Consider the following 14,550-nt stretch of genomic DNA (forward strand, 5'->3'; position numbering starts at 1 on the left):
ATTATTGAAACGGATAAAATTGACAAAAATGATTTTTTTTCTTCTCTTGTTCGATTGGATATGGCGAGGTTTACGGCTCTTGCAGAGACGCTCCGCTTTTGATCTCGGCGACAGCCGTTAACCAAGCTTTGCGCTAGCAAAACGCCATCCCATCCTAAGGTCATGCTCCGCATTCATGTCGCGAAGCATTTGTCGTGTCGGCAACAGCCGAAGTGCATTTGCTTTAGCATTCCGACAGGAAAGTTGTGTGCTAGCAAAACGTGCGTTGTGCGGAGCGCTAAACTACCGCTTTTTCTATTGAAATAAAAGGCTTTAGACCTTAATTATTCGGTAAACATTAACTAGATATTATTTTACCAATGGATAATTGAGAATTGGAAATTAATCAATTCGGTTTAAAGCCTCTCCTAATTATTAATTATTAGAGATAGTTTTTATTATCTACTATCCATTAATAAGATTTCTTTAGATTCAATTCCGTTAAGGTTTTAACCAGAGATAATTACCCATTATCAATTAATGAATATAGTGCCAAATAACTGTAGAAATTTTAAGATTAAAAGTAATAACAGTTCAAGCAACACGACGACCATCAATAAATACTGAAGTTAAATGGGGAACAATTCCATCATCATGTACTGTAATTAGGTCGGCACGTTTGCCAACTTCCAAACTTCCCCTATCCTCAAACAAATTAATAGTTTTAGCAGGATTACTTGTAACTAACTTCATTGCTTCATAAACTGGTTTATCAGTTTCATTACTAATTAAAAAAATAGATTGTAATAAACTTCGAGGTACATAATCTGAAGAAATTACATCAACTAAATTTTGCCCTACCAATTCCATTGCTGATACATTGCCAGAATGGGAACCTCCTAATACTAAATTTGGCGCACCCATTAAAACTTGTAATCCAGAACTATGAGCTGCTTTTGCTGCAGCAAAAGTTGTGGGAAATTCAGCTAATACTGCTCCATTTTCTACAGCTTCTTTGACATGATTTATTGTTGCATCATCATGGGAAGCTAGAGAAATTTTTTGTTGTTTTGATAGGTCAACCAATGCTTGACGATTTTTAGGACCATATTGTTGTTGAGTTTCCTGACGATAGATAATAAAGTCATTCATTTCTGCTTCACTAATTCCATGTTTTCCCATGTAATATTCTTTATATTTTTCCACACTAACAAATTGTCTTTGACCGGGAGTATGATCCATTAAAGACATCAGAGAAAGAAGAGGATTAGTTGCATATTTTTCCACAACATTACATACACCTTCAAAAGAAACTTCACAGCGTAAATGTAGACGATGGTTTGTCAGAAGTCTCCCAGATTTTTGCCTTTCAAAAATAGCTTCAATCATGTCACCAAAATCCTTGAGTCGAACAGAATTTGGTTTAATATCTCCAATAGAAATTGCATCACAAACTGTAGTAATTCCAGAACTAATTAAATCTCGGTCGTGATACGATACTGCTGCTGCCAAAGGCCATTTGATCCCAGGACGAGGAGATATACATTTTTCTAAATTATCTGTGTGAAGTTCTATCAATCCAGGCATTAAATATTCTCCTTGCCCATTTTGACCAATATTAAGAATTCCTGGTTGAATTTCGGCAATTTTACCATCACGAACTATGAGAGTACCAATAATTTCTTGGTCTGGTAATTGTAGTCGGTAGTTTGTGTAAATCTGTTCGTTCATAGTTATTTAATCAACAGTTAATCTTGCGTTAAAAAATGATAATTTTCACTTTCTCTATAGTATAACTTTAAGCATTCAGCTAGCCTCCGCAGGAGGAACTGCGTTAACAGCTCAAGTAAAAATTATTACCTGTGAAGGATTTTGATTTTATTAATGTCATAAAAGTTTTTTATAGTGCTATAATACAAAATTAATCCTATATATACTTACTCAACAATTAATAATTATTAATTCTTATATCAAATCCGCTTGTAATGGAAGTTTCACAAGAAACCGGGTTTATGGGAAGTAGATATTAGCATGGTGGATTGTTTAATATAAATCCGGTTTCTCTGCTTTTTTTACACCAATACTACCGGATTTGATATTAATTGTTAATTGCTGAAAATAAAATATTCTAGCAAACTAGCCAAACTATTAAGATATTTTCATTCTTCCACTCTACCTAGCACCTAACAACAAACTTAATGTACCAAAATTTGATGAAATTAGTATGAGTTTGCCTAATTTCCTCTTTTTGCCAGAGATGGTCATAGAAATAATTAAAGCAATTGTCTACTCTTTGCCAAACTCAACCCATAGATTTATTGGGAATTGTGACCAAACCTTTAACATAATTTAGCATCAAATTTACAACTTAAATTTGCAATACCTGTACCTCAATTTATGTTAGAATTTAGCGGATGTTTTGACGGATTTATTTAGATGATAGTACACATAGTTTTATTTAAGTGGGAGGCAGATACTTCAGCAGATACTATTGCCTCAGTTATGTCAGCTTTGAGAGAAATGAAAGGGAAGGTTCCAGAAATAATTGATTTATCTTGTGGGGATAATTTTTCGGAACTTTCTCAAGGATTTCAAAATGGTTTAGTCGTTCAAGTTAAAGATAAAGCTGCTCTTGATGCTTATGCCAAAAATTCTCTTCATCAAGAAATTATTCAGACTTTGATTAAGCCGATTTTGGCAGATAAAATTACTGTTGATTATGAAATTTAATAAATAGGAATTATGGAAAGAAACCTGGTTGCCACGATAAATATTTAGTTTGAATAATAAACATATAACAAAAAACCTGGTTTCTAGGTTCCTTATGCATAATTAGTAATAAATTCACAGTAGGTAAAATCATCCATATAGTTTGACAAAAAGTCTATAATTTGTGATATTATTAACATAATAGGTACTTTATAGATATTTCATATAATTATGACAAATAAAAATTTTACACAGTATATATATATATATCATCTTTAGTAGCAAGCTTGTCCTTAGTTGCTTTATTTAATTTAATTGTCGATCCACTATACATATTTAGATTAGTTGAAATAGAAGGGTTTAATACTTATAAACCCAAGATAGATACTTTGGGAATGCGGACTACAAAATCTATTGATGTTATCAAAAAAGATTATGATACATTAATATTAGGAACTTCTAGGGCTTTTAATTGATTAGATCCTTTAGCCACTCCCTTAGCTCAAAAATCTGCATATAATGCTGGTTTAAATGCTTCTAATATATATGAAATTCATAAAGTTTTTCAGCTATCTCTACACAATAAAAATATTAAAAAAATTATTCTATCTCTAGATTTTTTGACTTTTTCAGATCATAAACAAGTATCCGGAGATTTTAGAACTTCTAGATTTTATACAAAATACTTTTTGCTACTTAATTTACATCGATTAATATCTATTCAAGAATTGGAATACTCCCTGGAAACGATTAAATTTAACTTAAAAGGTATTTATACAAGACAATTTTATACAAAACAAGGATTTAGAAAAGTTAAAGATCAATATATTCCTCATCGAGAGCTTTTTATAAGACAAAGTAATCAGTTTTTTGATGATTATTCAATTTTTAACTATAGTCAAGAAAGATTGAGTTTATTCAAAGAAATACTTGAAAAATGTCATCAAAATAATATTAAACTATATATATTTAGCTCTCCAATTCATGCTCGTCAGTTAGAAGTTATGAGAGTTATGGAAAAATATACTATTTTTGAACAATGGAAAAGAGATTTAGTAAATACTATTGAGCAAGTCAATCAACAATATCCTAATCAAGAACCATTCTTTCTTTTTGATTTTACAGGTTATAATAGTATCACAACTGAAGCTATTCCTGGCAAGGATAGTCAAGAACAAATGAAATGGCACACAGAGCGATCTCATTATAAAAAAGAACTCGCTAATTTAGTATTAGAGATTCTTTTAAATTATCCATCAAGAAATGATAATCTTCCTGAAGATTTTGGAATATTAATAAACAATAACAATATTGAATCTCATTTAGCTAATATTCGCAGTCAGCAGAGAAAATATCACGAAAATTTTCCTCATGAACTGATAGAAATTGAGAACTTAGCAAAAAAAATATCGGTAAAATAATATTCTATTTTCCTGAATATTTCTATTTTCCTGAATATTTCTTTACTGTTTCTGGAAAGTTGCATTATCCAATGTAATAGAAGTATTCTACCTAAGATTATACAAGTATTTTGATCCAGTCACAAATACTAGAATAAACTAATCTATTAAAGAAAGTAATTATATAAAATCTATTCTGATGAAATAGACTGAGAAATATCTTTTGCTAAAGCTAAAATATCAGATGGAATCATCAAAATAGTTGTTGTATTTTTTCAGTTCCAATCTCAGCAATCATCTGGATTCGACGTAGTTCTAATGCTACTGGAGACTTAGCAATTTCCTCTGCCGCTTGTGTTAGTTTAATAGTAGATTCATACTCAGATTCTGCTTTAATTAGACGCGATCTTTTTTCCCTTGCGGCTTCTGCTTCTTTTGCCATTGCCCGTTGCATTGGTTTAGGAATTTATAGATTTTTTATTTCTATACGTTCAATTTCTATACCCCAAGGATTTGTAATTTTATCAACTATTTCACAAATTTTAGCGTTGATTTTGTCTCGTTCCTGAAGTAGTTCGTCAAGTTTATTTTGCCCGATAATATTACGCAAAGTTGTTAAGGCAATCTGAGATGTAGCAAAGTTATAATCTTTGACTCTAATTATAGCTTTCTCAGGTTCCCTAATCCGATAATAAAGAACAGCATTAACACCAAAAGTAACACTATCTTTTGTCACCATATCTTGGGATTCAATATCTACAGTAATAGTTCGTCGATCTACTTGTTTTACTTGGTCGATGATGGGAATTATTAAGTATATACCTGGTCCTCTAAGACAACTCAATCTTCCTACTCTAAAAATCACCGATTTCTGGTATTCATAATTCATTTTTAGACTAGCAGATAATAATGCTATTAAAACTAATAAAATTAGTAAAGGTAAGATGGTTAACATATTTTTAGGAGTCAGGAGACAGGAGACAGGAGTCAGGAGTTAGGAGTTCAGAGTTAGAATTTCAAAACCTTTCAGTTCAGGAATGAAGAGACAAGAGTTCAGAAGTCATAATAAATAGTTTAAATACAATTTATTGCCTTGAATATCCCTTTTTAATCAAAGACAAATCTGATGGTTAACATATTTTGAGGAATCAGGAGACAGGAGTCAGGAGTTAGGAGTTCAGAGGTAGAACAGGAAAAGACTAGAAAAATATAGCTGACAAACTTTTAGTATTTTTTGGTAGCTGGTTAGGGATTACTTATATTCTGGTTGTTTTGGCATCTATTTCTCCCAAATCGGATAAGTCATTTCCCTCATAAATGATACCTATTATTATCACCCCACAAGTAACATTACTAGGTGTTGCATTAGGCTTTTATTTTAAAGACCAGGGTTAGGATGTCATTAAAGAATAAGATTTTATATAACTGTTTAATTCTTATTCATAAATAATATTAAAGTTTGTGTTACTACTATATTTTTATTAGTAGATAACACAAACTTTTTTTTTGAAATACGGAGGATTTCATCTCATTGTAATAAGCGTAGGTTGGGTTGAGGAAAGAAACCCAAAAAAAAACAAACAAAAATAATGCTTTGTTGGGTTTCACTGTCGTTCTACCCAACCTACATTTTTAGGTGTGTCAGTCTACTACTTCTGACTCCCAAATCCTACCCCTACTAGATAAATTTTGACCGAAAAATTCTGGTCTCAAGCTTCCTCTTTTAAGGGGATAAAAAAGGAAATTTTGCTTTAACTGGAGGTACTGATAACTGATAACTGCCAAGACTTTTGACTTCTAAATTTTGACTTACGCGACTATCTAAAGTTCATATTAAAGAAGAGCAACCTCTGGCTTAAGCCTAAATAAAATAAACCCTAGGCATATCCAGAATAGAAGTAAAGTTACCTTTACAACTAGCCTATTGACTGGAACTACTTGTTAAGATGGAGGAATTATATATATATGGTAGATGCCCAAACTGGGGAAGACCTCCACATTCGTCTGGAGGAAACACAGGCATTAGATCGTGATTGTACAACCTTATCACGTCATGTCCTACAGCAACTTCAGTTCTCACCAGATGCTCAAGATATCAGCGCCCTAATGAATAGAATAGGGTTGGCCGGCAAGTTAATCGCCCGTCGCCTCACCCGTGCTGGATTAGTAGAAAATGCTTTAGGGTTTACTGGCACAGTCAATGTCCAGGGAGAATCCGTCAAAAAGATGGATATCTATGCCAATGATGTTTTTATCTCCGTATTTAAGCAAAGTGGCCTTGTCTGCCGCTTGGCATCTGAGGAGATGGAAAAACCTTATTACATTCCAGAAAACTGTCCAATTGGTCGCTATACATTACTTTACGATCCTCTAGATGGCTCCTCTAATCTAGATACAAATTTAAATGTGGGGTCTATTTTCTCAGTTCGTCAACAAGAAGGTGACGATGAAGATGGTTCCGCTCAAGATTTACTCCAAAGTGGACGTAAACAAATTGCTGCTGGTTATATTCTATATGGACCTAGCACAATGTTGGTTTACTCAATAGGCCAAGGAGTACATGCATTTACTTTAGACCCTAGCTTAGGTGAGTTTATTCTTGCTAATGAGAATATAAAAATTCCAGAGCATGGCCCAGTCTATAGTCTCAATGAAGGTAACTTTTGGCAGTGGGATGATTCTATGCGCGATTATATCCGCTATGTTCATCGCCATGAAGGTTATACCGCTCGTTATGGTGGTGCATTAGTCGGAGATTTCCATCGAATTTTATATCAGGGTGGGGTATTTTTGTATCCAGGTACGGTGAAAAAGCCAGAAGGAAAATTACGTCTACTATATGAATCAGCTCCAATGGCTTATCTAGTCGAACAAGCAGGTGGTAGAGCTAGTACAGGGACAGAAGAAATATTGGATGTGGTAGCAGATAAACTGCATCAACGGACGCCATTGGTTATTGGTAGTAAAGAAGATGTGGCGCTTGTTGAATCTTTTATTAAAGAACAAAAACGCATTTCTAATCAAAGTTAACAACTGAAATCAGGTTTTAAGTAGAGTTAAATTTGTTGCAAGCAGAATAAAAATTGCATATAGACTTCACTGTTGCAACAGATAAATAGTAAAGAAATTTTGAATACCTGCAGTAGCACATAACAGCTTAGTTATCCTTTAGAAGTATCTCAAGGCACAAAAAACTCCAACAAAAAATAGTAGGAATTAAGGTAATAGCTATGACAACTAATCATTTGCTAGAAATAGAAAACCTAGGCCAGAGTATCTGGATGGATAATCTGAGTCGTAATATCATTGAGTCTGGGGAACTCAAGAGCATGATTGCCCAAAAAGGGATTCGTGGTATTACTTCTAATCCCGCGATTTTTGAAAAGGCGATCGCTGGTAATGCTATCTATGATGCAGATATCGAAGCTGGTATCAGTGCCGGTAAGTCAGTGATGGATATTTATGAATCTCTTGTGTTTAAGGATATTCGTGATGCTTGCGATATCTTTATGCCAGTGTATGAACAGACTAATGGATTAGATGGTTATATTAGTATAGAAGTTCCACCAACTATTGCTAAAGATACAGAAAGTACCATCAGCGAAGCAATTCGTTATTACACTGCTATCGGCCGCGAAAACCTAATGATTAAGATTCCAGGTACACCAGAAGGTTTACCAGCAGTAACGCGAGTTATTAGTGAAGGGATAAATGTAAATGTCACTTTGCTATTCTCGGTAGAAAGCTATGTAAATACAGCCTGGGCATATATCGAAGGTTTAGAAGCTAGAGCTGCTAAAGGAGAGGATATTAGTAAGATAGCTTCTGTGGCAAGTTTCTTTCTCAGTCGAATTGATAGTAATATTGATGGTACGATTGATAGCAAACTCAAGAATGTAGCAGATGAGACAGTCAAGGCCAAACTAGAAACAGTCAAAGGAAAAGTAGCGATCGCTAATGCCAAAATTGCCTATCAAGAATACAAAAAAATAATTCAAGGCGATCGCTGGAAAGCTTTATCAGCAAAAGGCGCAAAAGTACAAAGACTGTTATGGGCAAGCACCAGTACCAAAAATCCAGCCTATAGTGATGTTATGTATGTTGACGAATTAATTGGGCCTGATACAGTCAATACCTTGCCTCCCCAAACTATAGATGCTTGTGTTGACCATTGTCATGTTGACAACCGAGTTGAGACCAACATTGAGGTGGCAAAAAAAGTCATAGAAAGTCTCAAAGATACTGAGATTAATATCAACATTGACCAAGTAATGGACGAACTCCTGGCAGAAGGGATAGACAAATTTATCAAACCCTTTACTTCTCTAATCAACTCCCTAGAAGAAAAAGTTAAAAAATTAGCACCTGTTTCAGGCTAACTAAATCTTATGTCATCAGTCATTTCCATGTCCATGACAGCCAAAACTTGAAAAAAAGTATGGTTTGACTGATGACCTACAATAGCAATTAATGTAGTTAAAGACGCTGAATTATTGAATAATTTGAGATAAAACAAGTCATAGCATAGCAAACAAGTGGTATATCAATAGATCGAGATTTGAACGTCTCAATCAATTTGAAAAAGCGAGTGCTAATTGGTGAGAAAACCTCATAATTTTAAGACGCACTTAAGAAATGCGGTCAGCTTGACCTTTGATGCCTGTGGACGGAGTACTGCCGACAGTTCCGGTGGAAGCAGGTAGGGACGTTTAGCGTTCCGCACAACTTCGTTTCGGCTAAGAGCCGACATGAAAAACGCTGCGCGACATGAAACGCATTTTTGTTATGCAACGTCCGTACACATTAAATTTGTCACATTGTGACATTTTATATCAGTTTTATGGAGCAGTCAACATAGATGGTAGCATTATTAGAAAATCCTCTGCGGGTTGGATTACAACAAGACCGGATTCCCGAACCACAGATTTTAGTAATCTTCGGTGCATCGGGCGATCTAACTCAAAGAAAACTCGTTCCAGCATTATATCAAATGAAGCTAGAACGGAGACTTCCCCCTGAACTAACAATAGTGGGAGTAGCACGGAGAGAATGGAGCCATGACTACTTCCGCGAACAAATGCGGACAGGAGTAGAAGACTTTGGTGGTGGCTTACAATCTGAAGAACTCTGGAATGACTTTGCCAAGGGGATTTTTTACTGCCCTGGTAACATAGATAAACCAGAAGATTATCAAAAACTCAAAGAACTTTTGAGTCAACTTGATGAAGAGAGGGGTACGCGAGGTAATCGCGTATTTTACTTGTCTGTAGCTCCCCGATACTTTGGAGAAGCTACTCAACAGCTAGGGGCGGCAGGAATGTTAGATGACCCCAAAAAGCACAGATTAGTAATTGAAAAACCCTTTGGTAGAGACCTCAGTTCAGCTCAGGTACTCAACAAAGTTGTCCGTCAAGTTTGCCCAGAAGAACAAATATATCGCATTGATCACTATTTAGGGAAAGAAACTGTTCAAAACTTAATGGTATTTAGATTTGCCAATGCCATTTTTGAACCCCTATGGAATCGTCAATTTGTCGATAACGTGCAAATTACTGTTGCCGAAACAGTAGGATTAGAAGGACGTGCTGGATATTATGAAACATCAGGCGCTCTGCGGGATATGGTACAAAACCACCTGATGCAGCTATTCTCCCTCACAGCAATGGAACCTCCTAATTCCTTAGATGCTGATAGTATTCGCAACGAAAAAGTAAAAGTAGTTCAAGCAACTCGTCTAGCAGATTTAGAACACCTCGAATATTCGGCAATTCGCGGTCAGTATACCCAGGGTTGGATGAAAGGTAAAAATGTTCCAGCTTATCGGGAAGAAGGAGGAGCAGATCCTAACTCTACAACACCTACTTATGCAGCACTGAAACTTAATGTTGATAACTGGCGTTGGAAAGGAGTACCGTTTTATTTGCGGACTGGCAAACGGATGCCCAAAAAAGTTTCAGAAATCGCAATTCAGTTTAAAGAAGTGCCATATTTGATGTTCCAGTCTGCAGCTAAACAAGCTAACCCTAACGTATTGGCTTTGCGCATCCAACCTAATGAAGGAATATCAATGCGCTTTGAAGTTAAAACACCAGGTAGTTCTCTGCGAACTCGCTCAGTAGATATGGATTTTCGTTACGATACAGCTTTTGGTAAGCCTAGTACAGATGCTTACAGTAGATTGTTAATAGACTGTATGTTAGCAGACCAAACCCTATTTACTCGTGGCGACGAAGTAGAAGCATCTTGGCGAGCATTAACACCAATACTGAGTATCTGGGATGCTCCCGCTCCACCAGAAGTAATACCTTTGTATGAAGCAGGTACTTGGGGACCAGTTGAGGCCGAACTGTTGCTCAACCGAGATGGTCGTCGTTGGCGCCGACTTTAAATCAGTTATCAGTTATCAGTGAACAGCTATCAGCTTTTGACAGTAATCTCAAAACGGATAAAATGACTGGTTACTGATAACTAATAAGTTACATTAGAAGTGTTATATACGGGTTCAACTTTTGACTATTAGATTTTTGATTAATAGGAAAAAGAAGCCTAATTAAATAACCACCAGGTTTAACGCAAGCATCACCAAAGAACTAAGCATTTACTAAAAATGAGTACAACACTTGTTGCCTTACAACAACCAAAAGATATCTCTCTGAGTGAAATTGAGGCAGAACTGAATAAAATCTGGCTCAGTCAAAGTGGAGGCAAGGCAACTCCAATTGCTACCAGGGCAGCTACTTTCAGTATGGTCATATATGAGCCAGAAGAATTCCAGCAACTTTTGGCTGGTTTGGGATTCTACAACGGTGAAATAGATGGTATTAACGGAACAGCAGCTCGTGAAGCTATTAAGGAAGCTCAAAAAGCTTATGGATTACCAATCACAGGTAGAGTAGACTCCGAAACTCTTACCAAGTTACGCTCAGAGTGGGCTGCAAAATCATCAGAAGAGCAGCAATTCTCCAATATGGATATTAGGGGATTTAGTGTAAGTGAAGTTATCGCAGATCAAAATCCCTGTCGAGTTATTACTCTATGTCCTACCTTCGGAGAAGATACAGGGGTAACAGCTCAAGTTTCTGCTTACTGTCCAGTTCAGAAAAAGCAGTCTTCACTAATTTGTTGTGAATATATTACCCTACGCGGAACTAAAGAAGCATTGGAACGGGTGAGTGATGTAGTAACATCATTAATGATTCCCGATCTACCCAAGTTTGTTTGGTGGAAAGCTACCCCCAACCCAGAACAAGAACTTTTCCGTCGCCTATGCAAAACTAGCAACTGCATTATTCTCGATTCATCTTACTTTAGCGATTCAGAATCAGAATTTCTCAAAATGCAGGAGTTGATCGAGGATAAAACCTATATTGCCGACTTAAATTGGCATCGTCTCTCTGCATGGCAAGAGTTAACTGCTGCTACTTTTGATCCGCCAGAGCGTCGTGCTTCTCTGGGTCAAATTGACACAATTACTCTTGACTATGAAAAAGGGAACCCAGCACAAGCATTAATGTTTTTAGGTTGGTTCGCTAGTCGTCTTGATTGGCAACCTACAAGTTATACTGAAACTGGTGGTGATTATGACATCATCCATATTAAGTTTACTACTCCTAACGATAAAGAGATTTTAGCAGAGTTGGCAGCAATTCCTACTGCTGACTATGGTGAAATTCCTGGAGATTTAGTAGGTTTGCGTTTAGATTCTAGTAATCCCAATGCAGGTTGTTGTACTATTTTGTGTTCTGAAACTACTGGTTGTATGCGATTAGAGGCAGGTGGTAGTGCCCAGTCTTGTCGTACAGAGCAAGTCAGTGCTTTAAGCGATCAGAAGGCAGAATATTTGATGGCTCAACAGTTACAACGTTGGGGAAGAGAGGTTTTGTATGAGGAGAGTTTAGCAGTAACTGCTGAAATTCTCAAATTGCGTTAGTTTGGGCAATATAAATATCTCCCAAAATTAATCTTTTTCTGAAAAAGAATGTAGAGATTTTCCATTGAATTTCTCTACATTCTTTTTTGAGAAGTGGGTCTTTTAATAACACTTAATATCAAATCCGTTCGGGTTCGGTATAAAAAAAAATTCCATCTTCAACTATTGCAAAATATGCTCGCTTATCTACCCACACTTGCTATACTCTTTATCTAATTAAACCAAACCTTATACCAAATTTTATAAATGTTTGCTACAAATAGCTAGGGAACTTTTTAGGAGTCAGAATTCAGGAGTCAGGAATCGTATGGGAATAGCTTATATATCATTTTTTTACTAGTAAATCATATTTTTTATTAAAGGTAAATCTACTGTAAAATCTTTTTATTGCCCTTACTATTCGTAACATTATTTTTTCAAATTGGTATTACAATACTCATCCTACCAAACTTGATATAAAGTGTTGATTGCCAAATGATAGAATTAAAAAGAATATATTAGCCTCCAAAAAAGCTATGTTCTGTCCAATGCAACTCGATTGTCAGGCTATGACAGGAACAATTTATAATTGCCCTAACCTGTCAGAATGTCTAGATAACTCTCCCTTAAATAGAAGAGAAGCAATTAGACTTTACTTCCTGAATCAAGGAATTAAGCCAGAAGATATCAGAATTAATGGGCGACCTAGCCAAGACAACAATTTTTTAGATTCTCCTTGTTTATCCAGTTCCAGTTTTACCTATAATTTTGATAGTGAGACTAGGGACAGAATTATTTTTGGTACTCCTATTGCATGGGAAGACGCTATGGGTGGAGTACAACGTTTTCATGATTTGACCAGAGAAAAATTACAACAACTTATTAGTCATGGTTTTGCAAATCCAGCAGATTCACAAAATTTTTCTCCAACAATTGGTGACTTTTTTGAGTTTGCACAAAGACAAGGAAATAAGGGTTTTGAGTTTATTCTTGAAGGTTATGTAATTAGTCCAGAACGTCGAGATTATAGAGTTAGTATTGATAGTTTATTTTATCGGGGAATTTGCTCTACAGAATTAATTTTTGACTTTCAAGAATTTGTTAATGAACCAGATGAATTGGAGATAGAACCTAATTATTTGCGTGCTTGGTGGGATTGAAAATCATCATAACTAATAGCTAATATTATTTGTTTTTTGATATAATTTTATTAGCTATTAGTAACTTATAATAATATTGAATTCTTGTCTACCTTCAGGAAAAGACTTTTTCCAAAAGTCCAGCTAATTATAATTCTACTATCAGCCTTCAAATTTTTTTGTTTTATTCATCTTCACAAGATTCAGGATTTAGTAAAAATTGTTAGTAATACTGCTCCTAATAAGTAATAATTAGCTTGTAAATTTAAGCCAGCTTCTTGACCGAATTTTGCACGAGCTTTTGGACTATAAAGGTTTAAACCTCCTGGAGTAATACCTAAATATTGAAATTCATCTTGCCATTTAAAATAAGAATCAACTAAATAAAAATATCCACCAGGGCGTAATACTCGACTCACTTCATTAAATACTTGCTGGGGATGAGGATAATGTAAAAAACTAATCGTATTAAAAACAGCATCAAATTCCTCATCCGTTAAAGGCATTTCTTCAGCATTTCCTAATAAAAATCTTAAACGTTGTGGATAACAATTACGACTATTTGCTTGACTAATCATTTCTGGAGATAAGTCTAAACCAGTACCTTGAAGATTAGGAAAATTAATAGCAAGACGATAGAGAAGTTTTCCCGTACCACAACCTAAATCAAGTACATTTGCTGAACTTGGTAAATCTACATATTCCAGTAACCTTTTATGTATAGCTTGATAAACTACAGATGGAAATAACCAATCGTAACTTGGCGCCCAACGGTCAAAAAATGTTTGTTTAATAGAAGTATTATTTGTCATGTCATTTCAGTTATCAGTTATCAGTTAACAATTACTCTAGCTCAAGTCAGAGGCTTGAAATACTGAAGTTTATTTTCTCTTGGTCGATTGGATATGGAATTTCATACCCTTAAATAGGGATGGCTAGAGACCTTATTTTTGAGTCAAAAAATATATTTACTAACTCAAAAGTTAAAGTTTAAAATATATATAAAAGTAATAATTATCGAGTTCCATACAAGCGATAACCTGCGTCTCCTAATCCTGGAATTATAGAACCATGTTCGTCTAATTTTTCATCAATAGCAGCCGTATATAATTGTACACCTGGATGATATTCATGGAAATTTTCAATGCTTTTTATCTTGAAATAGAAGGCTTTAAAGCGAATTGATTAATTATCCATTGGTAATAATTATCCCTTGATTTTTTCCCCTTATCTACTCGAAAAGCTAACACTTTTTTTCAAAAAAAAGAAAAGGTTTTAGACTTTTTTGTCAATTCTTTGATAATTAATCAGCAAGTCCTAATTAATGATACTTGAATATTATAAGTTAAATCAAAAATTAAAAATTACCGAATTATTAATTATTAATTGTTAATTAAATAATTGTGGTTTAAAG

12 protein-coding genes and 1 pseudogene are annotated in these 14,550 nt (G+C 35.0%); 8 read left to right on the forward strand and 5 right to left on the reverse strand.

Features of this window, described 5'->3' with window-relative positions; translation table 11 throughout:
- Positions 1-573 precede the first annotated feature (573 nt).
- A complete protein-coding gene (gene phnM / locus ACP6PL_RS02970; RefSeq protein ID WP_426542372.1) occupies positions 574-1,710 on the reverse strand; it encodes a phosphonate metabolism protein PhnM in 1,137 nt (378 codons plus the stop codon).
- Positions 1,711-2,415: 705 nt separating this feature from the next.
- Here phnM and ACP6PL_RS02975 point away from each other — a divergent pair.
- From ACP6PL_RS02975 to ACP6PL_RS02985, 3 genes are all read left to right on the forward strand, one after another.
- Positions 2,416-2,709: a Dabb family protein gene (locus tag ACP6PL_RS02975; RefSeq protein ID WP_426542374.1), complete on the forward strand. Its 294-nt coding sequence runs from the start codon at positions 2,416-2,418 to the stop codon at positions 2,707-2,709.
- Positions 2,710-2,975: 266 nt separating this feature from the next.
- On the forward strand, positions 2,976-3,164 hold the full coding sequence (locus tag ACP6PL_RS02980) for a hypothetical protein (RefSeq protein ID WP_426542376.1): 189 nt from the start codon (positions 2,976-2,978) through the stop codon (positions 3,162-3,164).
- A gap of 144 nt (positions 3,165-3,308) precedes the next feature.
- Complete coding sequence (locus tag ACP6PL_RS02985; RefSeq protein WP_426542378.1) at positions 3,309-4,109, forward strand: hypothetical protein; 801 nt, start codon at positions 3,309-3,311, stop codon at positions 4,107-4,109.
- Between the two features lie 232 nt (positions 4,110-4,341).
- On the opposite strand, the gene ACP6PL_RS02990 is transcribed toward ACP6PL_RS02985, so the two are convergent.
- Both ACP6PL_RS02990 and ACP6PL_RS02995 read right to left on the reverse strand, forming a co-directional pair.
- Positions 4,342-4,542, reverse strand: coding sequence for an SPFH domain-containing protein (locus ACP6PL_RS02990; protein WP_426542380.1), 201 nt, complete (start codon positions 4,540-4,542; stop codon positions 4,342-4,344).
- A 12-nt stretch (positions 4,543-4,554) separates the two neighbouring features.
- The gene (locus tag ACP6PL_RS02995; RefSeq protein WP_426542382.1) at positions 4,555-5,043 is read right to left on the reverse strand and encodes an SPFH domain-containing protein; all 489 of its coding nucleotides are present in this window, start codon (positions 5,041-5,043) and stop codon (positions 4,555-4,557) included.
- Positions 5,044-6,053: 1,010 nt separating this feature from the next.
- On the opposite strand from ACP6PL_RS02995, the gene fbp reads away from it, so the two are divergent.
- From fbp to ACP6PL_RS03020, 5 genes are all read left to right on the forward strand, one after another.
- Positions 6,054-7,118 (forward strand): class 1 fructose-bisphosphatase, encoded by a 1,065-nt coding sequence (gene fbp / locus ACP6PL_RS03000; RefSeq protein ID WP_426542384.1) that lies wholly within the window; start codon positions 6,054-6,056, stop codon positions 7,116-7,118.
- A 200-nt stretch (positions 7,119-7,318) separates the two neighbouring features.
- Positions 7,319-8,467 (forward strand): transaldolase, encoded by a 1,149-nt coding sequence (gene tal, locus ACP6PL_RS03005; RefSeq protein WP_426542386.1) that lies wholly within the window; start codon positions 7,319-7,321, stop codon positions 8,465-8,467.
- A 479-nt stretch (positions 8,468-8,946) separates the two neighbouring features.
- The gene (zwf, locus tag ACP6PL_RS03010; RefSeq protein ID WP_426542388.1) at positions 8,947-10,476 is read left to right on the forward strand and encodes a glucose-6-phosphate dehydrogenase; all 1,530 of its coding nucleotides are present in this window, start codon (positions 8,947-8,949) and stop codon (positions 10,474-10,476) included.
- A gap of 219 nt (positions 10,477-10,695) precedes the next feature.
- Entirely contained in the window at positions 10,696-12,018 is a 1,323-nt protein-coding gene (opcA, locus tag ACP6PL_RS03015) for a glucose-6-phosphate dehydrogenase assembly protein OpcA (protein WP_426542390.1), read from the forward strand.
- Positions 12,019-12,545: 527 nt separating this feature from the next.
- Positions 12,546-13,157, forward strand: a complete 612-nt coding sequence (locus ACP6PL_RS03020; protein ID WP_426542392.1) for a hypothetical protein — start codon at positions 12,546-12,548, stop codon at positions 13,155-13,157.
- 182 nt (positions 13,158-13,339) lie between these two features.
- On the opposite strand, the gene ACP6PL_RS03025 is transcribed toward ACP6PL_RS03020, so the two are convergent.
- Both ACP6PL_RS03025 and ACP6PL_RS03030 read right to left on the reverse strand, forming a co-directional pair.
- Positions 13,340-13,948, reverse strand: a complete 609-nt coding sequence (locus ACP6PL_RS03025) for a class I SAM-dependent methyltransferase (RefSeq protein WP_426542394.1) — start codon at positions 13,946-13,948, stop codon at positions 13,340-13,342.
- A 202-nt stretch (positions 13,949-14,150) separates the two neighbouring features.
- Positions 14,151-14,276, reverse strand: a pseudogene (locus ACP6PL_RS03030) (uracil phosphoribosyltransferase); the annotation flags it as partial.
- Positions 14,277-14,550 lie beyond the last annotated feature (274 nt).

The organism is Dapis purpurea BLCC-M126, from assembly GCF_050015975.1.
Taxonomy (GTDB): domain Bacteria; phylum Cyanobacteriota; class Cyanobacteriia; order Cyanobacteriales; family Microcoleaceae; genus Trichodesmium.